The sequence below is a fragment of the Shinella lacus genome (genome assembly GCF_010994755.1).
Lineage (GTDB): Bacteria > Pseudomonadota > Alphaproteobacteria > Rhizobiales > Rhizobiaceae > Shinella > Shinella lacus.
Genome location: NZ_WHSB02000003.1, coordinates 695,156 through 717,159, shown reverse-complemented (window position 1 = coordinate 717,159; position 22,004 = coordinate 695,156). Strand labels below are relative to the sequence as shown.

Sequence of the window (22,004 nt, the reverse complement as noted above, 5' to 3'; positions counted from 1 at the left end):
TCTCGAACAAGGAGGTGTTCCACTATGCGGATGGCTTCGTGTCGATCCCGCAGGGACCGGGCCTCGGCATCGAGGTGGACGAGGCCTATGTCATCGAGCGGGCCAAGGAAGGCCATCGCTGGCGCAACCCCGTCTGGCGCCATGAGGATGGCAGCGTGGCCGAGTGGTGAGGAGAGCGGATATGGCTGGACGTCTTGAGGGAAAACGCGTCGTCGTCACGGGCGCAGCGCAGGGCATCGGCCTTGCCATTGCCGAGGTCTTTCTTGGCGAGGGGGCGAGCCTCTTCCTGATCGATCGCGATGGCGACCTGCTTGCGGCGGAAGCCGCGCGGCTTCGGGCAACCGGTGGGCGGGTGGCTCATGCGTCGGCGGACATCACGGATGCCGACGCCATCGAGCGTGCCGTTGCTGTTGCGACCAGCGAAATCGGTCGGCCGAACGCACTCGTCAACAATGCCGGCGTCAACGTCTTCTTCGAGCCGCTGAAACTCTCGGATGCCGACTGGCAGCGCTGTTTCGACATCAACCTCAAAGGCGCCTGGAATTGCAGCAGGGCCGTGCTGCCAGGCATGATCGAGGACGGCGGCGGTGTCATCCTCAACATCGCCTCGACCCATGCCTTCACCATCATCCCGCACACCTTTCCCTACCCCGTCGCCAAACATGCGTTGCTCGGCATGACCAAGGCGCTCGGCCTCGAATATGCCGGGCAGGGGGTTCGCGTGAACGCGCTCGCGCCCGGTTACGTGCGCACCCAGAAGGCCGTCGAATACTGGAACAGTTTTCCCGATCCCGTCGCGGCGGAAGCGGCGACGATGACGCTGCATCCGGGCGGGCGCATCGCGACGCCGGAAGAGATCGCCAAGGCCGCTCTCTTCATGACATCCGATGAGTGCCCTTTCATGAACGCCACATGCCTGACGGTGGATGGCGGCCTGAGCGTCCTGCACCACCCCTGAACACCCACCTTTCTTCAAACCATCCGAACCTCCGGCGCACCCTTCGCCGGAGGTTTTTCTTTGCCCGTTCCTTGCTTGACCAATAATAACTCCGATTATATGAGAATATGAAAATCGGCATCATATGGAAGTGAGGAGGGGACATGTCCCGGAAATTGCGGTCGCAGCACTGGTTCGGCGGGATGGACAAGGATGCGTTCATTCACCGGAGCTGGATGAAGAACAACGGACTGCCGGACGACGCTTTCGACGGGCGGCCGGTCATCGGCATCTGCAACACCTTCTCCGAACTCACCCCCTGCAACGCGCATTTCCGCGGGCTGGTCGAGCATATCAAGGCGGGCGTGCTGGAGGCGGGTGGCCTGCCCTTGGAGTTCCCGGTCTTCTCCTGCGGCGAATCGAACCTGCGCCCGACCGCCATGCTCTTCCGCAACCTCGCCTCGATGGATGTGGAGGAGGCGATCCGCGGCAATCCGATGGACGGCGTCGTGTTGATGGCGGGCTGCGACAAGACCACGCCGTCGCTGGTCATGGGCGCCGCCTCCTGCGACCTGCCGTCCATCGTCATTTCGGGCGGGCCGATGCTGAACGGACGGCTGAAGGGCCGCACCATCGGCTCCGGCACCGATGTCTGGAAATTCTCCGAGGATGTGCGCGCCGGTGTGATGTCGCAGAAGGATTTCCAGGCCGCCGAAAGCGCCATGTCGCGCTCGCCCGGCCATTGCATGACCATGGGCACGGCCTCCACCATGGCCTCGATGGTGGAGGCCCTCGGCCTCGCGCTGCCCGGCAACGCCGCCTATCCCGCCGTCGATGCCCACCGCGCACGACTGGCGCGGCTCACCGGGCGGCGGATCGTTGAGATGGTCGCCGAGGACCTGCGCCTGTCACAGATCCTGACGCGGGACGCCTTTGCCAATGCCATCCGCATCAATGGCGCGATCGGCGGCTCGACCAATGCCGTCGTGCATCTGCTGGCGATCGCCGGCCGGATCGGCACCGAACTGACGCTCGACGACTGGGACAATTTTGGTCGCGACGTGCCGACGATCCTCAACCTGATGCCATCGGGCGCCTATCTGATGGAGGATTTCTGTTATGCCGGCGGCCTTCCCGTCGTCATGAAGGAGATCGCCGACCTGCTACATCTCGACGCCCTGACGGTGACCGGGCAAAGCGTCGGCGCCAATATCGAAGGCGTCGAGAACTACAATGACGACGTCATCCTGCCGCGCGACAAGGCACTGACCGCAAGTGGCGGCATCGCCGTGCTGCGCGGCAATCTCGCGCCCGGCGGCGCCATCATCAAACCCTCCGCCGCGACACCGGCGCTGATGCAGCATCGCGGCCGCGCCGTCGTCTTCGAGACGATCGATCACTACAAGGCGCGCATCGACGATCCGGCGCTCGAGATCGGCGAGACCTCGATCATGGTGCTGAAGAACTGCGGGCCGAAGGGTTATCCCGGCATGGCCGAGGTTGGCAACATGGCGCTGCCGCAGAAGCTGCTGAAGCAGGGCGTGCGCGACATGGTGCGCATCTCCGATGCCCGCATGTCCGGCACGGCCTTCGGCACGGTGGTGCTGCACACGGCACCCGAAGCCGCCGTCGGCGGCACGCTGGCACTGGTCAAGGATGGCGATTGGATCGAGCTCGACGTCGCGGGCCGCAGGCTTCATCTCGATGTCGACGAGGCCGAACTCGCGCGCCGACGGGCGGCCTGGACAGCGCCGGTGCCGGCGATGGCCGGCGGCTACCAGGGCCTCTATGTCGAGCGCGTCATGCAGGCGGATACGGGGGCCGACCTCGATTTCCTCGTCGGCAGCCGCGGCCACGCGGTTCCGCGCGAAAGCCATTGAGGAAGTGTCGATGAACGATTTTCGGGTCGAAGACCTTCACGGCATCCACGCCATTCTCTACGCGCTTTTCGACGGCGAGGAGAGGCTCGACCGCGCAGCCATGCGCCGGCAGACGGAGATCTGCCTGGCGAGCGGCGTGCATGGCATGGCCGCGCTCGGCCTTGCAACGGAAGCCGCCAAGCTCAATGAGCGCGAGCGCATGGCCGTGATGGACTGGGTGGTGGAGGATACGGCCGGCCGCGTGCCCGTCGCGCTGACGATCTTCGGCGCCTCCATCGAGGAGCAGGTGCGCCAGGCGCGGCATGCGACTGCAGCCGGCGCCGACTGGCTGATCCTCCAGCCGCCGATGGTCGGCCAATATTCCGCCGCCGAATATATCCGCTTCTTCGGCCGCGTCGCCGACCGCACCGACCTGCCGCTTGCCATCCAGAACGCGCCGGCTTTGATGGGCCGCGGGCTGACGGCCGCCGACATCCGCGAACTGGTGCGCCAGCATCCGAATATCCGCCTGGTGAAGGGCGAGGGGCCGGTTGTCGACATCGCTCATCTCATCGAGGTAACGGAAGGGCAACTGCCGGTGTTCAACGGCCGCGCCGGGCTGGAACTGCTCGAAAACCTGCGCATCGGCTGCCGCGGCCTGATCCTGGCGCCCGATTCCATCGATCTTGCCGTGCGCGCCTATGAATTCTTCTGCGATGGCTGGGACGAGCACGCAGAGGAGGAATACCGCCGCATGATGCCGGGCGTGGTCTTCACCATGCAGGGCATCGAGAACCTCATCTGCTACGGCAAGCGCCTGTTCGGCGAACGGGCAGGCATCGCCATCCACGACCGCGCACCGGCCATGCGGCCGACATCGATCGGCCTCGACATGACCCGGCGCTACGCCACCGCGATGGGTGGCTTTCCCGAATAGGGACGACGGTCTATGAACGAGGGAGAAAAGCAGGGGAGAGGGCGCGTATGAAGGTTATCGCTCGGGAGGATCGCGGCCTGCCGGCCCGCATCGCAGGCGATATCGGCCGGCGCATCACGCTCGGCGAGTTGAAGGTCGGCGACACCCTGCCGAAGGAAGCCGACATGCTGGCCGGCCTCGGCGTCAGCCGCACGACGCTGCGCGAAGCGCTGAAAATCCTCTCGACCAAAGGCTTTATCGAAGCGAAACCCCGCCTGGGTACGCGCGTGCGGGCAGCCGAACACTGGAACACGCTCGATCCGGTCGTGCTTTCCTGGCAGGGCGACGCCGACGACCAGGAGGCGCTTGCCGAAGAACTCTTCGAGATCCGCCTGTCGATCGAGCCGCTGGCCGCGCGGCTGGCGGCCCGGAGGGGTTCGGCACGCGAACATGCGCAGATCCGCGCCGCCTACCTGCGCATGGCGGAGGAGCGGGCCGGCCTCGAAGAGGCGATCGAGGCGGATATCGACTTCCACCTGCAGATCTTCCAGGCGGCGCACAATCGTTTCCTGCTGCCCGTCGCCTCGGTCATCCGCGCCGCCCTGTCGATCAGCATTCCCAAGACCATGGCGGCATCCGGCGGGTTCGGCCAGTCGCTGGCCCAGCACGAGGCGATCCTCGTTGCCATCGAAGCGCGCGACGAGGAGACGGCCGCCAGCACCGCTGCGACCCTGATCGCCTCGACATACAAGCGGAACTTCCAGACGGCCTGAGCGAGTGGCGAAAAAAAAGAAGCCCCGCACGAAGCGGGGCAGCGAGCGCCACGGTTTGGCTCCCAATGACGCGGGGAAGCTCGCGGGTTACGCGAGTGGTATCCGGATAAGGTCTTGCCCCCGTCCAGGGAAGGTCTGATTCGGCGATTCCGGTACGCCTGTGCAAATAAATTGCACCCCCGTACACTTTTGCCCGCCCCTTGAGCAAAAAATGCCTACGCAATGGGCAGATCAGAAGGCTTCCTTCAGGATCGCCGAGAAGAGCGGATCGAAGGCGCGGCGGATGGGTTCTGCGGCGGCGCCGAGGGCCACGGCCCAAGGGCCGATCATGCCGAGTTGCAGGCGCGGAAGCGCGCGGTTCTGGCGGTCGGCATTCGACGGGATGAGGGGGAACATTTCGGCGAAGAGGCGCTTGGCCAGCGGTTCGGGTGCGCTGCCGGAGAGGATGACGGTCTCGGGGTCGAAAATCGTCTCGACCATGTGCACCGCATGACGCATGTCGGCGGCGGCGCCAGCCAGCCATTCCAGCACGCGCGGATCGTCTGCCAGCGTCAGCCGCTCGACTTCGGCATAGGCTTCGGTGGTCGCCGAATCGAGGCCGAGATGCTGGAAGAGCGAGGCCAGCGAAGCGCGGTGTTCCAGCGGCGACTGCACCCCGCCGCGCGAAAAAAGCACCATGCCGATCTCGCCGGCATTGCGGTTGCTGCCGGTATAGAGTTCGCCCCCGAGGATGAGGCCGGCGCCGATGCCGTAGCCGAAATAGATGCAGACGACATGGTCGAGCCCGTCGGCCGAACCGTTCATCCGCTCCGCCGTCGCGCAGGCGCTCGCGTCGTTCTGGAGGCTGGTGGCAAGGCCGGTGCCGGCGGCGAGCGTTTCCACCAGCGGGAAATCCTGCCACTGCGCCATCATCCAGGTATCATCGTCCGACGGTTCCAGCCCGAATGGCCCGGGCATCGCCACGCCGAGCCCCGCAAGCCGGTGCGCCGATTCAGGGATACGGCCGGCAAGATCCTGGCGTACGGTCTCGATGAGGCGCAGGATAAGCTTGCTGCCCTCCGCAGGGCCGCCGGGCGGCAGGTTCGCCATGGCCCGCGCAACCTCGCGCCCCAGGAGGTCCACGGCAACGACGCGCGTCAGGTGCCGGTCGATCTGCACGCCGAGCGCAAAAGCCCCCTCGGGCACCAGCCGATAGGGCGTCGAGGGCTGGCCGCGCGCGCCGCGCACAACATCCTCCGAGGCGACGAGACCGTCCGCCTCCAGGCTTTCGATGAGGTTCGAGACGGTCTGCTTGGTCAGCCGCGTGGCGCGGGCGAGATCGGCGCGCGAAAGCGGCCCGTTCAGGCGGATGGCCTCGATGAGGACGCGCCGGTTGTGCGCGCTGGTGCCTTCCTGATTGGTCCCGCTCTTGGCCCGGATCGTCCGCAGTTCGTTCATCGGCACTTCCCTCTTGACACCATTTGAATAATACAGAACATTTAAGTCAAGCCATTTGACTTAATAAGAGACCAGAGAGTTTCAGGGAACGGCGGGGTCTGGTGCCGCGCCGAAACGACTTCACAAACAGGAGGACGCAATCATGTTGAAATCCATAAAGAAGACCTTGCTCGGTGCAGCGCTGATTGCGGCTGTTTCCGCCCCGCACGCCCTCGCGGAGACGACGCTCAACGCACTCTTCATGGCGCAGGCCGCCTATAGCGAAGCCGATGTGCGCGCCATGACCGACGCCTTCACCAAGGCGAACCCGGACATAAAGGTGAACCTGGAATTCGTGCCCTACGAAGGCCTGCACGACAAGGCCGTGCTCGCGCAAGGGTCCGGCAGTGGCTACGACGTCGTGCTGTTCGACGTGATCTGGCCCGCCGAATATGCGACGAACAACGTGCTGGTCGACGTTTCGGCCCGCATCACCGACGACATGAAGAAGGGTGTTCTGCCCGGCGCCTGGACGACCGTCGATTATGACGGCAAGTCCTACGGCATGCCGTGGATCCTCGACACCAAATACCTGTTCTACAACAAGGAAATCCTCGAAAAGGCCGGCATCAAGGCACCGCCGAAGACCTGGGCCGAGCTCAGCGAACAGGCGAAGGTCATCAAGGACAAGGGCCTGCTCGCCACGCCGATCGCCTGGAGCTGGTCGCAGGCCGAAGCCGCGATCTGCGATTACACCACGCTGGTCAGCGCCTATGGCGGCGCGTTCCTGAAGGACGGCAAGCCGGCCTTCACCGAGGGCGGCGGTCTCGAAGCGCTGACCTACATGGTCGACAGCTACAAGTCCGGCCTCACCAACCCGAACTCCAAGGAATTCCTCGAAGAGGACGTGCGCAACGTCTTCCAGAACGGCGAGGCGGCCTTCGCGCTCAACTGGACCTACATGTACAACATGGCCAATGGCGGCGAAGACAGCAAGGTCAAGGGCAAGGTCGGCGTCGTGCCGGCACCCGGCGTCGAAGGCAAGAGCGAGGTTTCGGCCGTCAACGGCTCGATGGGCCTCGGCATCACCGCGACGAGCAAGAGCCCGGAAGAAGCCTGGAAATACATCGTTCACATGACCTCGCAGGAAACGCAGAACGCCTATGCGAAGCTCAGCCTGCCGATCTGGGCCTCGTCCTACGAGGACCCGGCCGTCACCGCCGGCCAGGAAGAGCTGATCGCCGCCGCTAAGCTCGGCCTTGCCGCCATGTATCCGCGCCCGACCACGCCGAAATACCAGGAGCTTTCCACGGCCCTGCAGCAGGCCATCCAGGAAGCCCTGCTCGATCAGGCTTCGCCTGAGGATGCCCTGAAGTCGGCTGCGGAAAACAGCGGCCTCTGATCACCCGGACTTGCGGGCGGTTCCGGCCGCCCGCACACTGACCACCCAGACGATATGAAGAGGACGCTATGTCCAGCACCTGGATGACGACCCGGGCATGGCTGCTCATGCTGCCGCTTCTGGTGATCATGATCGCCGTGATCGGCTGGCCGATGATCGATACGGTCCGGCTGTCCTTCACCGATGCCAAGCTCGTCGGCACGGGCGGCAGTTTCGTCGGCATCGACAATTATGTGAAGATGCTGTCGAGCAGCAATTTCCAGCGCGCGCTCTACGCTACCACCTGGTTTGCCGTGGTCTCCGTGGCGGCGGAAATGGTGATCGGCGTTCTCGCGGCGCTCCTGCTGAACCAGCAGTTCTATGGCCGCGCCGTGTTGCGCGCCCTGCTGATCCTGCCCTGGGCCTTGCCGACCGTCGTCAATGCAACGCTGTGGCGGCTGATCTATAATCCGGAATATGGCGCGCTGAATTCCGCGCTGACGCAGATCGGCCTGCTCGACAGCTATCGCTCCTGGCTCGGCGAGCCGGGCACCGCCATGACGGCGCTGATCGTCGCCGATTGCTGGAAGAATTTTCCGCTCGTCGCCTTTATCGCGCTTGCCGCCCTCCAGGCCGTGCCGCGCGATATCACCGCCGCCTCGCTCGTCGATGGCGCGGGTCCCTTCAACCGCTTCCGCTTCGTCATCCTGCCCTATCTCGCCGGCCCCCTGATGGTTGCGCTGGTGCTGCGCACCATCGAGGCCTTCAAGGTGTTCGACATCATCTGGGTGATGACGCGCGGTGGCCCGGCCAATTCGACGCGCACCCTGTCGATCCTCGTCTACCAGGAGGCGTTCTCCTTCCAGCGCGCCGGCTCCGGCGCCTCGCTGGCGCTCGTCGTCACGCTCATCGTGACGGTGCTGGCGGTCGGCTACGGCATGCTCGTGCGCCGCACCGCGGGGAGCGCCACCTGATGGAACGCCGCAGCCTCCTCGCATCGATCCTCATCCACGGCGCGGCCCTGCTGCTCGCCGCCGTCATCCTCGCGCCGATCTTCTGGCTCTTCGTGATGAGCATTTCGCCCGCCGCCGATCTCGTCGCGCGACCCTTGAAGTGGTGGCCGAGCGAGATGGATTTTTCGCGTTATGCCACGCTGCTCTCGACCATTCCGAACAGTGCCGGTGCGGCCTTCGTCGCCTCGCTCGTCAACAGCATACTCGTCGCCGGAATGGCGACCATCGCGGCGATCGTGCTCGCGGTTCCGGCCGGCTGGGCCGTGTCGCGCACGCCGTCGATCGGCTGGTCGCTGTCGCTGGTGATCGCCACCTACATGCTGCCGCCGGTGGCGCTTGCCGTGCCGCTCTACATGGCGCTCGCGACCTTCGGGCTGCTGAATTCGGTGTTCGGCCTGGCACTCGTCTATCTCAGCATTCTCGCACCCTTCACCACTTGGCTGATGAAATCCGGCTTCGACGGTATCCCGCGCGAAATCGAGCAGGCGGCGATGATCGACGGGGCGAGCCTTTTCGCCACGCTGCGCATCGTCACCCTGCCGCTCGCCATGCCCATCGTCGCGACCTCGGCGCTCTTCGCCTTCCTGCTCGGCTGGGACGAATTCTTCTATGCTCTGCTCTTTACCTCCGACCAGCGCGCGCGAACTTTGACGGTCGCCATTGCCGATCTCGCGGGCGGGCGGGTTTCCGACTACGGGCTGATCGCCACGGCCGGCGTGCTCGCCGCACTGCCGCCGGTGCTGGTCGGCCTCATCATGCAACGCGCCCTGATTTCGGGCCTCACCAGCGGTGGTGTGAAAGGATGACGATGAACACGACGACACGGCCGGAAGGTCTTCAGGCAATCGACCGGGAAATGGCCCGGCAGCATGCCGATGCGCTCGCCTCCTTCCACAGCAATCGCGAGATGGCTGAAAAGGCCGCCGCCAGCCTGAAGCGCACGGGCAAGCTCCTGCTGCTTGGCATGGGTGGTTCGCATGCAGTCGGCCGCGCCGTCGAGCCGCTCTACCGGCGCCTCGGCGTGGATGCGATCGCCCTGCCGCTCTCCGAACAGCTCGGCGCGCCGCTCACGCTTGACGGCCGCACGGTCTTCATCACGTCGCAATCCGGCGAAAGCGCAGAAGTCCTTCGCTGGTTCGACGAGACCGGCGGCAATGCCGAAACCTTTGGTTTCTCGCTCGAAGGCAACTCCTTCCTTGCCCGCACCGCGCCGTGCCTTGTCGGCCATGGCGGCACCGAGCAGGCGTTTGCGGCAACCCGCAGCCTGACGGTGAGTTTTGCGCTGCACCTCGCCATCCTCGCCGCCTTGGGCGAAGACCCGGCACAGGCGATCAGCGCATTGGAAAACCCGCAGGAGCCGGCAATCGATGAGGCGCTTGCGACGCTCTCCGGTGTGCGCTCGGTGGTGACGTCGGGACGGCACTTGCAGGGCCTCGCAGAGGCCATCGCGCTTGGTCTGACGGAACTCTCGCGTGTGCCGTGCTTTTCGCTGGAGGGCGGGCAGTTGCGGCATGGGCCGATGGAAATGCTATCACCGCAGATGGGCGTCATCCTCTTCCGCGGCGACGATGCGACGGCCGACTTGGTGACGGCGATGGCGACCTCGGTGGTCGAGGCCGGGGCGAAGCTGGTACTGTTCGACGCTTCTGGCCGGCCGCCGGTCGCGGGCGCTGCAACCATCACCTTCCCGCCGCTCGATGGCCTCGCCGCCGTCTTCACCATGCTGCCGACCGCCCAGCGGCTGATGATCGCCTTCGCCGCCGCGCGCGTTGACAATGCCGGCACGCCGGTGCGCTCGACGAAGATTACCCGGAGTGAATGAGTGAGACCGCTTGCCGTCGTCGGAAACGTCAATGTCGACCTGATCATGGGGCCGGCCGCCCCCTGGCCGCAGCCGGGCACGGAGACCATCGTCGACCATGACGAGCTGCGCGTCGGTGGCTCGGCGGGCAATTCGGCGCTCACCTGGTTGGCACTCGGCACGCCCTTCGAGATCGCCGCCAGCATCGGCGCCGACCAGTTCGGCACCTGGCTGGCAAAGGGCTTTGGCGATCACGCCCGGCATTGGCCGGTGCACGGCGACAGCACGACGCTCTCCGTCGGCATTACCCATCCCGACGGCGAGCGCACTTTCTTCACGACGCGCGGACACCTGCCGCTGTTCAGCCTGGAGGATGTCCTCGCCGTGCTCGACGGCCAGCGGCTTGAGGGCGGTATCGCGCTCCTCTGCGGTTCGTTCCTGACGGAGAAGCTGGTGGAAGACTACGACCGCTTCTTCGACTGGGCGGATCGCCATGATATCGCGGTGGCGCTCGACACCGGCTGGCCGCTGGATGGCTGGACCGAGCGGAATAAGGCGGCGGCAAGGAGATGGCTGTCGCGCTGCCGGATCGCGCTGTTCAACGAGGTGGAGACGACGAGCCTCGCGGGCGTCTCCGACCCGGCTGAGGCGGGCCAGGTGCTGCGGCAGGGCATGCCGGCGGACGCGATCGTCGTGGTGAAATGCGGGCCGAAGGGTGCGATCGCTGTCGACACCAACGGTACGGTTTTGCGCGCCGATGCGCCGCGCGTCACCGTCGTCGACACGATCGGCGCGGGCGATGTCTTCAATGCCGCGTTTCTGGCGTCCTTTGCGGCAGGTGAAGGGCTGGGGGCGAGCCTTGCGGCCGGCATCGGCGTCGCCTCGCGCGCCATTTCCACCCATCCCAGAACCTACGCACCCACCTTGCAGGAAGCCGTGGCATGAGCACCCTGACGATCAGCGCCATCCGCAAGAGCTACGGCACCGTCGAGACGCTGAAGGGCATCGACGTCGCGCTCGAAAGCGGCGAGTTCCTCGTGCTGCTCGGGGCGTCCGGCTGCGGCAAGTCCACGCTGCTCAACATCATCGCCGGCCTCGCCGAGCCGACGAGCGGCGACATCCGCATCGACGAGCGCTCGATCATCGGCGTGCATCCGAAAGATCGCGACATCGCCATGGTGTTCCAGTCCTATGCGCTCTATCCCAATCTGACCGTGCACCGGAACATCGGCTTCGGCCTGGAAATGCGCAAGGTCGACAAGGCAACACGCGACCGGGCGGTGCACGAGACGGCGAAGCTGTTGCAGATCGAAAACCTGCTGGAGCGCAAGCCCGGCCAGCTTTCCGGCGGCCAGCGCCAGCGTGTCGCGATCGGCCGCGCGCTCGTGCGCAACCCAAAGATTTTCCTGTTCGACGAGCCGTTGTCGAACCTCGACGCGAAGCTGCGCATGGAGATGCGCACCGAGCTGAAGCGCCTGCACCAGTTGACGAAGACGACCGTTGTCTACGTTACGCATGACCAGATCGAGGCGATGACGCTCGCCACCCGCATCGCCGTGATGCGCAACGGCCGGATCGAGCAGCTCGACACGCCGGAAACCATCTACAACCGCCCGGCAACGCTCTATGTCGCGACCTTCGTCGGCGCGCCGCCGATGAACCTGCTGGCGGGAGCGGCGGACAGGGGTGGTGTGCGGATCGACGGTACGGATATCGCCGTGCCGGTGCCGGGCCTCGAAAGCGTTCCGCCGGGCCGCCGCCTGGTGCTCGGCATCCGGCCGGAGGCGATCGGGACGTCCGGGCAGGGGCTGCCGCTTGCGGCGCGCTGCGAGGTGGCGGAATTGACCGGGCCGGAGCTTGTCGTCACGGCCATCATCGGCAGCCAGCGCCTCGTTGCGACCCTGCCGGCTTCGACAAAAATCAAGCCGGGCGACGAAATCGCGCTCAGCGCCGACCCCGCCCTGTTCCACGTCTTCGATGCGGAAACGGAGCAGCGCCTGAACTGACCGCCTATTTCGCGGCGGCAAAGGCCTCGGTGATCGCGGCATAGACACGCGTCATCGCCTGCGCGCCGCCGGCGGCGATGTAGAAATCGCCGGAGGGCAGGTAGACGACCTGGCCCTTCTGCCACGCAACGGTCTGCGCGACGAGTTCATTGTCGAGCGTGATTTTTGCGTTCTGGTCGTTGGAACCGATCGCGGCCGCGCGGTCGAGCACAATCAGCCAGTCCGGGTTCGCCTCGCGGATGAACTCGAAGGACACCGCCTCGCCATGCGTCGCCGCCTGAACGTCCGAGATCGCCGCCGGCAGGTCGAGCGAGCGGTGCAGCCAGCCAAAACGCGAGCCGGGGCCATAGGCCGTGACCTTCGGCCCATTGGTCATGACGATGAGCGCCTTGCCCTTGCCGGCAACCGCGGTGCGGGCAGTTTCGACGGCAGCGTTCAGTTCCTTGACCGCGGCCTCCGCCTCCGTTTCCTTGCCGAAAAGACGGCCGTAGGTCGAAAGCCGCTCGCGCGCCTGTTCCAGCAGGTCGTCGCCGTCCATCGTCATATCGATCGTCGGGGCCACCTGCGTGGTCGCGTCTACCTTCGTCGAGGAACGGCCGCCGAGGATGATGAGATCGGGCGCGAGCGCGCTCAGCGCTTCGAGGTCCGGCTCGAAGATGTCGCCGACGACAGCCGCGCCGTCCTTCAGGTGGGAAAGCTCCTGAAGGTAGAGATTGGATGGCAGGCCTGCCGGCTTGACGCCGAGCTTGTCCAGCGTATCGACGGCCGCGATGTCGAAGACGGCGACCGTTTCGACCGGTGTCTTCACGGTCTTCGGTCCGGCTGCCGTGCCGATTTCGAGTTCGGCGGCAATTGCAGTGCCGGCTGCAAGGAGCGCAGCCGTCAACGCGAAGAATTTCAAGCAGGCCTTCATCTTGGTCTCCGGTAGGGCGGTCCCGGCGGTGAGCCGGGACCGTATCCGTCAGAACGTGGCGCGCAGGCTCACGATGAACGAGCGTCCGGGCTGGTAGAGCGGCGTCACCTCGCCGAACTCCTGGCCGTAGGTGGCGCGGTCGGAATAGGCCTCGTTGAAGATGTTCTTCACCTCAGCGCGCAGCGTCAGGTTCTGGTGCGTCGGCGGCTTGTATTCGACGAAGCTGTTGACGACCTGGTAGGCCTTGAAGGCGGGGCTGCCGTCCGGAACCTTGTCGTATTTCGGCGCAAGCTCCACGTCGCCGCCGACGGTGAGGCCCCAATCGGCGAAGGTGTGGGCGGCGGAGACTGTGATGATCTCGCCGACCGGCGTCGTCAGATAGGTGCCTGTATCGGAATCGGCCGGCTTGCCGTCGATCAGCGTGTCGATATTGGCGTATTTCACGCGGACATAGCCATCCGCCCAGTCATAGCCGGCGCCGATCGAAAAGCCTTCGGATTCCACCTGGCGCGCCGCGTAGGCATAGGCGTAGCGGGCGGCGCGGGCATTGTCCATTTCGGTGCGGAAGACCGAGCCTTCGAGCGAGAAGCCGTTATATTTGGCGACGAGCCCGACCGTGTAGTTGTCCGATGTCGTCGGGTCCGGCTCGACATCATAGGCCCAAGCCGGGTTCATGATGAAGTTTTCCGCGAGTGGAATACCGGCCCAGACGTGGGAATAGCCCGCCTTGGCTGTCAGATATTCCGGAATGATGTCGTATTCGCCGGAAATGTTGCCGCTGAGGCCGGAATTGTTGAATTCCTGGCCGCCCGTGCCGGTGAACCACTGATGGTCGGCACGGCCGCCGACGGAGATCCGTGTGCGCTCGAAGGACTCCAGCCGCGCCTGCACATAGGCGCCGAGGTTTTTCGCCTTTTCCGTCGCCGGCTCGAAAAGGTCGTCGAGTTCCGCCTTGTCGTCATAGAAGTCGACGCCGGCGGTCACCGTGCCGATGGCGGTGTGGAAGCGGTTTTCGAACTTGCCGTTGAACGTGCCCGTCGTGCCGGTGACGTCATAGGTTTCCGGCACCGTGCCGGGCTTTAGATAGACCTTGGTGGTGACATCCGTCTCGCCATAGGCGAGCACCAGCTTCGGGTCCCACCAGCCTTCCGGCGTGGCGTCCGTATAGGTGAAGACCGTGTTCTGGCGGTCGAGCCGGTAGTCGCGGATCAGCGGCTCCCAGGGCTTTGCGCCGGTCGTCGAGCCCATATTGGCGCGGAACGGGCGCGGCGCCTCGTCCTTGATCGCCTCATGGCTGATCTCGATGCGATCGCCGCTCTCGAACTCATAGGCGACCTTGCCGATGCCGCTCAAGAAATGCGTGCGCGTGCCCAGCACCTCGTCGCCATTGCCGGCGGAAAATTCCTCGCCGCGGCCGATGTTGAAATAGCCGAGATATTCGAAACCGTCCTGCTTGCCGAAGGTCGAGAGGCCGGTGGTGAAGATGTTGCCGTTGGTGTTGAAGCTCGAATTGACGAAGCCGCCATAGCCGTTGCCGTCGAGGAAATCGCCGACATCCTTGGTCTCGTAGACGATCGAGCCGGCAAGAGCGCCCGGGCCTGCATCGGCCGGCGCCACGCCTTCATCGACGCTGACGGCCTTCAGCAGCGTCGGGTCGATCAGCGTCGTCGCATTGTGGTGGAACACCTTGTTGTTCTGGCGGCTGCCGTCGATAGAGATGGCGAGGTTGGTTTCCTCGATGCCGTTGACATAGACCTTCTGCGACATGGGCAGCGAGCTGCCGACCTTGACGCTCGGCTCCTCGCGGAACACGTCCTGGATGGTGGCGGGGTTCTTGCGCTCCAGATCCTCGGAGGTGATGTTGAGCTCGCTGACGTCGCCCTCGCCGACCTGCTCGCCTTCCACCGTGATGCGGTCGAGCGTCGTCGAGCCGTTTTCGACGGAGCCGGTGACGAGCGGCGAAAGATGCTTGGACGTGACGATCGCCGTGCCGTCCGGGGTGATCGAATGCTGCGTCTCAGTGCCTTGCAGAAGCGCTGCAAGCGCCTCCTTTGGCGTGAACGTGCCCTTCACCGCCTTCGAGGTCACGCCGCGCGAGGTCGCGGCGGCAAGCGACACCTGGAGGCCGGACTGCCGGCCGAAGGCGTTGAGGGCGGCTGCCAGCGACTGCGCCGGGATATCGAAGGCCATGGCGCCGATGCGGGCGGTTTTCGCCTGCGCTGCCGCCGGCTGCACGGCCGCCTGCGGCAGGCTGAACAGAAGTGCCGCCGCGGTGGAAACCATCAGCCTGGTGAAGAAGACGGTGCGCACACGCCCCTTGGCGCGCGTCGTGGTCGATCGATCGCTATGCAAACGCATTTTACCCCCGGTGTCATACCTCGGAATGCGCTGCCCCAGGCGCGCATTCCCGGTGCAGAGACGACCGCCTCGGGGATATTTTTCACGCCCTCTGCAATTTTCCTGATTTTTCCTGAAAAGTTTTAACGAAAGTCAGAACCGCGTGACGATGCGGGCATAGGCGGAGACCGAGCGCACCTTGCCGCCGAGTGGCTGGACGAGGGCGGCGAGCGCGCGGTCCGGGTCGCGCAGGTCGTAAAGCCCGGTGACGCGCTGGCGGCCAAGCGCGCGGTCCGGCACGCTGATCCAGGCCGGATGATAGCGCCGCAGCCGCGCGACGACGCTGTCGACGGTGACGTCGTTGACGAAGAGCAGGCCGTTGCGCCAAGCGCCGATTTCTTCGAGTGGCACGGTGGCGTGGGTGATCAGGCCCGTCTCGCCATCGACGGTCGCCATGTCGCCCGGCGCCATTTCGGCAACGCCGCGTGCCGCGCCCTCGCCGGAAATGCCGACCACGCCGCGGGCAAGCTGCACCGTCGTCGCCGCATCGTCGAGCGCGACGTCGAAGGCCGTGCCGAGCACGACCACTTTGGCGTTGCCGGCATCGACCGTGAAAGGACGCCTGCCGTCATGCGCCACGTCGAAGAAGGCTTGGCCGGAGAGAAGGCGCACATGGCGTCCCTGCGGCGTCAGATCGACATCGATGGCGCTGTCGGCGGAAAGGTTGACCGCGCTGCCATCGGCAAGCGTCACCACCCGGCTTTCGCCCGTGCCGGTGCGGAAATCGGCCTGCAGCCAGATCATCAGGGCAGGTGCAGCCAGCACCAGCAGGAGGGCGGCGGCGAGCGCGAACGCCGCGCCGGTGGCCCACATGCGCCGGCTGCGGCGGGGCAGGGCGGGTGTTGGGCGGGCCGGCCACAGGTCGGCATGGCGCGGCTTCACCTCGCCGAGCGCCTCCCAGGTCGTGAGCGCGGCGCGCCAGGCGGAGCGGTTGGTCTCGGTGCGCGCCAGCCACTCCCCGTGTTCGCGCAGGGTTTGCGGACAATCGGGGTCGGCCTTCAGCTGCAGCAGCCAGTCCATGGCCTCTTCCACCGCGCGGCGCTTTTCGCTGTCGTCCTGAATCAAGATATACCCTATGCCCCGGCGCTCCGTGCCGTGCACGGTTCTAGCCGAATATCGAATTGCTGCGTAGGGACGATTTGCGCACGATTTTTTTTCACGGCGGGCGCCTGCCCGTCACGAGGCGCTGCCGAGCTTCAGCGTGATCTCCACCAGTGCAGCACGCACATGGCGGTGGGCGGTGGCGACCGAGATGCCGAGATGGGCGGCGACCTCCTCCAGCGTGTAACCGCCGAACCGGTGCATTTCGACCGCGACGCGCACATCCAGCGGAAAGCCGTCGAGCACCTCGGTGATCATGCGCACCTCGTCGGACAGCAGCACCGTCTCCTCCGGCGTCTCGATGGCGCGCGGCATGGACCAGAACGGCGGCTCCGTGTCACGCTCCCGCATCTCGATCTTGCGCCGCTTGATGAGGTCGAGGCACAGGTTGCGGACGATACGGTAGAGATAGGCGAGCGTCTGGCTGGCCGAGGCGCCATAGGCATTGGCCGGCGAGAATCGCAGGAAGGCATCCTGCACGATATCCTCCGCCGCCTCGCGCGAGCCGAGGATGCGCGTCGCATAGCGAACGAGGGCAGGGCGGTGGGTCGCGTAGAGCAGCGAGGTGGCATCTCCCTCCGTCACGGCGCGGTCCTTCTACAGAAAAGCAAAACGCCGCCGCGGCGCCGAGACCGGCGCACGACACACCCACGATCTTCGGCATCGCCAAGCGCCGCCGCCATTGCCACCCTTTCAAACTTCATCGGCCGTGCTCATGCCGCCGACCGCTTCTGCATGAGAAATAGCTTAACTTGATTTGCGTAGTCAAGTTTACATCAACGAAAAATGGCCGGCTTCCCTCGCCGGGAAAACATGAGTAAAGACGTTATGTTTTTGACGGGGCGGGGCCCAGGTTCCGGCCGCCGTCCAGGGATGAAAGGGAAGGCCATGCTCGAATCCGCCGCCTATCTGGAAACCGCCAGCGGCTCCAAATACCTGGTGCAGCTCTGCAAACATTTCGCGCACAAGATCACGGTTTCCTATTCGGAAACCCACGGCGAATGCCAGTTTTCCTGCGGCACCAGCCTTCTCGATGCGGATGAAAAGGGGCTTCGCCTGGTCGCGACGTCCGAGGACGAGGAGGGGCTTGCCCAGACGCAGCACGTCATCGAATCGCATCTCCTGCGTTTCGCCTTCCGCGAAGACCTTCAGCCGCTCGACTGGCGGCGGCAGGATGCGTCTCAAACCGCGACATGACTGCTGCCGCCGCAAAACAGCGTCCTCGAACCGGAACGATCGCGGGCCTCGGGCTCGCGGTGCTTTTCGTGCTGAGCCTTGCCGTCGGCGTCAGCCCTTTGCCGCTGAACAGGGTGCTGAGCGATCCGGAAGCCCTCCAGCTTCTCGTCGTCAGCCGCCTGCCGCGCACGCTTGCGGCCGTGCTGTGCGGCGCCGGGCTGGCGATTGCCGGGCTGATCATGCAGACGCTCTCGCGCAACCGCTTCGTCGAGCCGGCGACCGCCGGCACGGCCCAGAGCGCGGAGCTCGGCATCCTCCTCGTCACGCTTCTCTTCCCCGCCGCCGCCCTCTGGGAGAAAACACTCGTCGCGAGCGGCGCGGCGCTTGTCGGCACGTCGGTCTTCCTCGCCACCGCCCATCGCCTGCCGCCGGCGCAGCCCTATCTCGTCCCGCTGTTCGGCATCGTCTACGGCGGCGTCATCGGCGCCGCGGTCACCTTCGCCGCCTGGCAGGCCGACCTCCTGCAGTTCCTCTCCGTCTGGACCAATGGCGACTTTTCCGGCGTGCTGCGCGGGCGCTACGAGCTCTTGTGGATCTCGGCGCTGATGGTCGCAGTCGCCTGGTTCGTCGCCGACCGGTTGACTATCATGGCGCTCGGCCGCGAGGCGAGCATCGGGCTCGGCATCGACTATGCCCGCATGATGCAGATCGGCCTCGTCATCGTCTCCGTCATCACCGCACTCGCCGTCACCGTCGTCGGCATGATCCCCTTCGTCGGGCTGGCCGTGCCCAACATCGTCTCGCGACTGATGGGCGACAATGTGCGCGGCACGCTGGGCTGGGTCGCGGCCGGGGGCGCAGGGCTGGTGCTCGCCTGCGACATTGCCGGCCGCCTCATCCGCTACCCCTATGAAATCCCCGTCGGCACAGTGATGGGCGTGGTCGGCGGCGCGGTCTTTCTCTGGCTCATCTTCCGGGGACGCGCGCATGGCTGAGCGTCGTCTTCTGGGCCTTGCCGTCGCGGCGCTGCTTGCCGCGGTGGCATTCCTGGCGATCGGTCTCAGGGGCAACATCGCCTTCGTGCTGGAACTGCGCCTGCTGAAACTCGCGGCCCTCGTACAGGTCGGCGTGGCAATCGCCATTTCGACGGTGATCTTCCAGACCGTCACCGGCAACCGCATCCTGACGCCCTCGATCATGGGGCTCGATGCGCTCTATCTCTTCGGCCAGATGCTGATGGTCTTCCTGCTCGGCGGCGTCGGCTACGTGGCGCTCGATCCGCAGCTGAAATTCGGCATGGAGGTTCTTCTGCTGATGGCGCTCGCCGCCGCATTGCTTCTGCCCATGTTGAAAAGCCGCCTCGACATGGGCCTGATGCTGCTCGCTGGCGTCGTCTTCGGCGTACTGTTCCGCAGCCTCTATTCCCTGCTTGCCCGCCTCATCGATCCCAACGAATTCGCCGTGGCGCAATCGGCAAGTTTTGCCAATTTCAATGCCGTGCGCACCGACCTGCTGGTCTTCGCCGCCATCGTCACCGTCATCGCCGCCATCATCGCCTGGCGCGCGCGCCATGTGCTCGACGTGATCTCGCTCGGACCGGATACCGCGACCGGCCTCGGCGTCGGCTGGGCCGGAACGGTGACCGGGCTGCTGCTTGTCGTCGCCGCCCTCGTCGCCGTCTCGACCGCGCTCGTCGGCCCGGTCGCCTTCTTCGGCCTGCTGGTCGCCGCCCTTGCCGAACGCATCGTGGAAAGCCGCCGCCACGGCCTGCTGCTGCCGGCCGCCGCCTTTGCCGGCATCATCGTGCTCGTCGGCGGGCAGACGCTGTTCCAGCATGCGCTCGGCAATGCGACGGCGCTCGGCGTCGTCATCGAATTCGTCGGCGGGCTCGTCTTCCTCCTGCTGCTGGTCCTCGGGAGCCGCAAATGATCCGCATCGAAAACGTCTCCTTCAAGCACCGCACGACACCGATCCTCACCGATATCACCCTGACGATCCCGAAGGGCGGCGTCGTGGCGCTGATCGGCCCGAATGGTGCCGGCAAGTCCACGCTGCTCTCGCTCGTGGCCCGGCTGCATCCGCTCCAGACGGGCGCAATCGAGATCGACGGCCTGCCGGTGAACACGACACCCGGCCGGGAACTTGCGAAGGTCATTGCCATCCTCCGCCAGGACACGACGGTCGCAAGCCGCCTCAAGGTGCGCGAACTCGTCGGCTTCGGCCGTTTCCCGCATGGCCGCGGGCGCCTGACCGAAGCGGACCATGCCATCATCGAAGCGGCCATCGCCCAGTTCGACCTCGCCGATCTCGCCGATCGTTTCATCGAGACGCTCTCTGGCGGCCAGCGCCAGCGCGCGCTCGTCGCCATGGTTTTCGCGCAGGGGACGGATTACCTGCTGCTCGACGAACCCCTGAACAATCTCGACATGTATTACGCCCGCGAGTTGATGCGCTCGCTGCGCAAAGTCGCCGACGAGAAGGGCAAGACCATCGTCATTGTGCTGCACGACATCAACCAGGCGAGCGCGCACGCGGACCGGATCATCGCCATGAAGGCGGGCCGCATCGTCGCGGACGGAGCGCCGGCCGCCATCCTGACGCCGGACAGGCTGGAAACCGTCTTCGGCTTTCCCATGCGCGTGGAGACGATCGAGGGAAAACCCTTCGTGCTGCACCAACTCTAGACTTCTGCTGTTGACACTCCCCCCGGCAGCCCGTTCATCTTGCTCGGAATTCCTTTGACGCAGAGGCAGGCATGACCGACCAGACCCGAACAGCGCTCATTGCCGGCGGGGCCGGCGGCATGGGAGCGGCGATTGCCGCACGGCTTTCGGCCGCCGGATACGCGGTCGCAATTGCAGACCTCGCAGGCGAACGCCTGACGGCGGCGGCGGAAAAGCTGCGCGCCGAGGGACGCGACGTGCTTCCCGTGCCGCTCGACATGCGCAAGATCGCCTCCTGTGCCGCCGCCGTCGAGGCGGTGCTGGGCTGGCGGGGCCGTCTCGACGTGGTCGTCAATGCCGCGGGTGTCTGGCGGGAGGGCGAGGCCGGGGCGATGACGGAAGACGACTGGGACATCGTCATGGACGTCAATCTCAAGGGCGCGTTCTTCCTGATCCAGGCCGCCATTCCGCATCTCGGCCCCGGCGCCTCGATCGTCAACATCGCGTCGGATGCCGGCTTGGTCGGCAACAATGGCGCATCGATCTACTGCGCCTCGAAGGGCGGGCTCGTGCTGCTCACGAAAGCCCTGGCGCTCGAACTCGCGCCCCGCCAGATCCGCGTCAACGCCGTCTGCCCGGGTGACGTCGCAACGCCGATGATCGAGTTCCAGGCGGAGCGCTACGGCGGCGGCGATCCGGACGGCTACAAGGCGAAGCTGCTCTCCAACTATCCGCAAGGGGCAGCGGCGCGGTTCATACGGCCGGAAGAGATCGCCCGCATGGTCGCCTATCTCTGCGAGCCGGACGCGGCGCCCATCACCGGCGCGGCGCTGTCCATCGATTTCGGCGTGACGGCCGGCTACTGAGGAGGGGCGGATGCAGCGCAGGACGGCGATCATCACGGGCGCGGGCGCCGAAGACGGCATCGGCTTCGCCTGCGCGCGGAGCCTCGCAGAAGAGGGCTTTACCGTGCATCTCGTCGCGACGAGCGAGCGCATTTTCGCCCGCGCGGAGACGCTGCGCGGCGAAGGCTTTTCCGCGACGGGCCATATCTGCGACCTGACGGTGAAGTCCGACGTTGAAAAGCTCCGCCAGGTGACGGGGCCGGCCGGGGTGCTCGTCAACAATGCCGGCATGGGCAGCGTTTCGGAGCCGGCGCTCCAGCGAAGCTTCGTCGAACTGGAGGAGAGGGATTGGGACCGCGGCATCTCGGTGAGCCTCAAGACCACCTTTCTCGCGACCCGCCTCTACATGCCGGATATGCTGGTTGATGGCCACGGCCGGATCGTCAACGTCGCCTCGGTGACCGGACCCTATGTCGCCAATCCGGGCGAGACGGCCTATTCTGCTGCGAAGGCCGGCATGGTGGGCCTGACACATGCGCTGGCGCTTGAGGCCGGCCCGCAGGGCGTCACCGTCAATGCCGTGGCGCCCGGGTGGATCGAGACCGGGGCCTCGACCGAGGACGAACGCCGCGCCGCACGGGCCACCCCTGTTGGGCGCGCCGGCCGGCCGGACGAGGTCGCCGCGGCCGTCGCCTTCCTCGCTTCGCCCAAGGCGAGCTATATCAACGGCGCCGTGCTCGTGGTGGACGGCGGAAACATCCTCCAAGAACGCAAGGCCTGAACGGCCTTGCACCCTGGAGTCGAGCA

21 protein-coding genes and 1 pseudogene are annotated in these 22,004 nt (G+C 65.7%); 17 read left to right on the top strand and 5 right to left on the bottom strand.

All coding sequences use genetic code 11. The annotated features are described in order from the left end of the window. The 5 genes and pseudogenes from GB927_RS11425 to GB927_RS11405 form a co-directional block, all read left to right on the top strand. Window positions 1–170, top strand: a pseudogene (locus GB927_RS11425) (galactonate dehydratase); the annotation flags it as partial. 11 nt (window positions 171–181) lie between these two features. Then, window positions 182–958 (top strand): SDR family oxidoreductase, encoded by a 777-nt coding sequence (locus GB927_RS11420; protein WP_256116960.1) that lies wholly within the window; start codon window positions 182–184, stop codon window positions 956–958. 143 nt (window positions 959–1,101) lie between these two features. Continuing rightward, the gene (locus GB927_RS11415) at window positions 1,102–2,817 is read left to right on the top strand and encodes an IlvD/Edd family dehydratase (protein ID WP_256116959.1); all 1,716 of its coding nucleotides are present in this window, start codon (window positions 1,102–1,104) and stop codon (window positions 2,815–2,817) included. 10 nt (window positions 2,818–2,827) lie between these two features. Continuing rightward, window positions 2,828–3,733: a dihydrodipicolinate synthase family protein gene (locus GB927_RS11410; protein ID WP_256116957.1), complete on the top strand. Its 906-nt coding sequence runs from the start codon at window positions 2,828–2,830 to the stop codon at window positions 3,731–3,733. Window positions 3,734–3,780: 47 nt separating this feature from the next. Beyond that, complete coding sequence (locus GB927_RS11405) at window positions 3,781–4,485, top strand: FadR/GntR family transcriptional regulator (protein WP_256116956.1); 705 nt, start codon at window positions 3,781–3,783, stop codon at window positions 4,483–4,485. 231 nt (window positions 4,486–4,716) lie between these two features. Here the strand turns inward: GB927_RS11405 and GB927_RS11400 are convergent, their stop codons facing one another. Next, window positions 4,717–5,922 (bottom strand): ROK family transcriptional regulator, encoded by a 1,206-nt coding sequence (locus GB927_RS11400; protein WP_256116955.1) that lies wholly within the window; start codon window positions 5,920–5,922, stop codon window positions 4,717–4,719. 142 nt (window positions 5,923–6,064) lie between these two features. Here GB927_RS11400 and GB927_RS11395 point away from each other — a divergent pair, with 142 nt between their 5' ends. The 6 genes from GB927_RS11395 (at window position 6,065) to GB927_RS11370 (ending at window position 12,102) form a co-directional block, all read left to right on the top strand. Further along, window positions 6,065–7,303 (top strand): extracellular solute-binding protein, encoded by a 1,239-nt coding sequence (locus GB927_RS11395; protein ID WP_256116953.1) that lies wholly within the window; start codon window positions 6,065–6,067, stop codon window positions 7,301–7,303. A 68-nt stretch (window positions 7,304–7,371) separates the two neighbouring features. After that, window positions 7,372–8,256, top strand: coding sequence for a carbohydrate ABC transporter permease (locus GB927_RS11390; protein WP_256116952.1), 885 nt, complete (start codon window positions 7,372–7,374; stop codon window positions 8,254–8,256). After that, a complete protein-coding gene (locus tag GB927_RS11385) occupies window positions 8,256–9,101 on the top strand; it encodes a carbohydrate ABC transporter permease (protein WP_256116951.1) in 846 nt (281 codons plus the stop codon). Before GB927_RS11390 ends, GB927_RS11385 begins: the two co-directional genes overlap by 1 nt. Then, window positions 9,098–10,117: an SIS domain-containing protein gene (locus GB927_RS11380; RefSeq protein ID WP_256116950.1), complete on the top strand. Its 1,020-nt coding sequence runs from the start codon at window positions 9,098–9,100 to the stop codon at window positions 10,115–10,117. The genes GB927_RS11385 and GB927_RS11380 overlap by 4 nt, the downstream gene beginning before the upstream one ends. Next, window positions 10,118–11,041: a PfkB family carbohydrate kinase gene (locus GB927_RS11375; protein ID WP_256116949.1), complete on the top strand. Its 924-nt coding sequence runs from the start codon at window positions 10,118–10,120 to the stop codon at window positions 11,039–11,041. Further along, window positions 11,038–12,102: an ABC transporter ATP-binding protein gene (locus GB927_RS11370; protein ID WP_256116948.1), complete on the top strand. Its 1,065-nt coding sequence runs from the start codon at window positions 11,038–11,040 to the stop codon at window positions 12,100–12,102. Before GB927_RS11375 ends, GB927_RS11370 begins: the two co-directional genes overlap by 4 nt. A gap of 4 nt (window positions 12,103–12,106) precedes the next feature. Here GB927_RS11370 and GB927_RS11365 read toward each other — a convergent pair whose 3' ends face one another. The 4 genes from GB927_RS11365 to GB927_RS11350 form a co-directional block, all read right to left on the bottom strand. Continuing rightward, window positions 12,107–13,015, bottom strand: a complete 909-nt coding sequence (locus GB927_RS11365) for a siderophore ABC transporter substrate-binding protein (RefSeq protein ID WP_256116946.1) — start codon at window positions 13,013–13,015, stop codon at window positions 12,107–12,109. Window positions 13,016–13,063: 48 nt separating this feature from the next. Beyond that, entirely contained in the window at window positions 13,064–15,373 is a 2,310-nt protein-coding gene (locus GB927_RS11360; protein WP_256116945.1) for a TonB-dependent receptor, read from the bottom strand. Window positions 15,374–15,505: 132 nt separating this feature from the next. Further along, window positions 15,506–16,477: a FecR family protein gene (locus tag GB927_RS11355; protein ID WP_256116944.1), complete on the bottom strand. Its 972-nt coding sequence runs from the start codon at window positions 16,475–16,477 to the stop codon at window positions 15,506–15,508. Between the two features lie 111 nt (window positions 16,478–16,588). Further along, the gene (locus GB927_RS11350) at window positions 16,589–17,098 is read right to left on the bottom strand and encodes an RNA polymerase sigma factor (RefSeq protein WP_256116943.1); all 510 of its coding nucleotides are present in this window, start codon (window positions 17,096–17,098) and stop codon (window positions 16,589–16,591) included. Window positions 17,099–17,401: 303 nt separating this feature from the next. Here GB927_RS11350 and GB927_RS11345 point away from each other — a divergent pair, with 303 nt between their 5' ends. From GB927_RS11345 to GB927_RS11320, 6 genes are all read left to right on the top strand, one after another. Next, complete coding sequence (locus GB927_RS11345; protein ID WP_256116942.1) at window positions 17,402–17,710, top strand: DUF2218 domain-containing protein; 309 nt, start codon at window positions 17,402–17,404, stop codon at window positions 17,708–17,710. Further along, window positions 17,707–18,684 (top strand): ABC transporter permease, encoded by a 978-nt coding sequence (locus GB927_RS11340; protein ID WP_256116940.1) that lies wholly within the window; start codon window positions 17,707–17,709, stop codon window positions 18,682–18,684. The genes GB927_RS11345 and GB927_RS11340 overlap by 4 nt, the downstream gene beginning before the upstream one ends. Beyond that, complete coding sequence (locus GB927_RS11335; RefSeq protein ID WP_256116935.1) at window positions 18,677–19,618, top strand: iron chelate uptake ABC transporter family permease subunit; 942 nt, start codon at window positions 18,677–18,679, stop codon at window positions 19,616–19,618. The genes GB927_RS11340 and GB927_RS11335 overlap by 8 nt, the downstream gene beginning before the upstream one ends. Beyond that, window positions 19,615–20,373 (top strand): iron ABC transporter ATP-binding protein, encoded by a 759-nt coding sequence (locus GB927_RS11330; RefSeq protein WP_256116933.1) that lies wholly within the window; start codon window positions 19,615–19,617, stop codon window positions 20,371–20,373. The genes GB927_RS11335 and GB927_RS11330 overlap by 4 nt, the downstream gene beginning before the upstream one ends. Window positions 20,374–20,444: 71 nt before the next feature. After that, window positions 20,445–21,218 carry an SDR family NAD(P)-dependent oxidoreductase gene (locus GB927_RS11325; protein WP_256116931.1) on the top strand — a complete coding sequence of 258 codons (774 nt, stop codon included), beginning with the start codon at window positions 20,445–20,447 and terminating at the stop codon, window positions 21,216–21,218. Between the two features lie 10 nt (window positions 21,219–21,228). Then, entirely contained in the window at window positions 21,229–21,978 is a 750-nt protein-coding gene (locus GB927_RS11320; protein WP_256116930.1) for an SDR family NAD(P)-dependent oxidoreductase, read from the top strand. The last annotated feature ends 26 nt before the right edge of the window (window positions 21,979–22,004 follow it).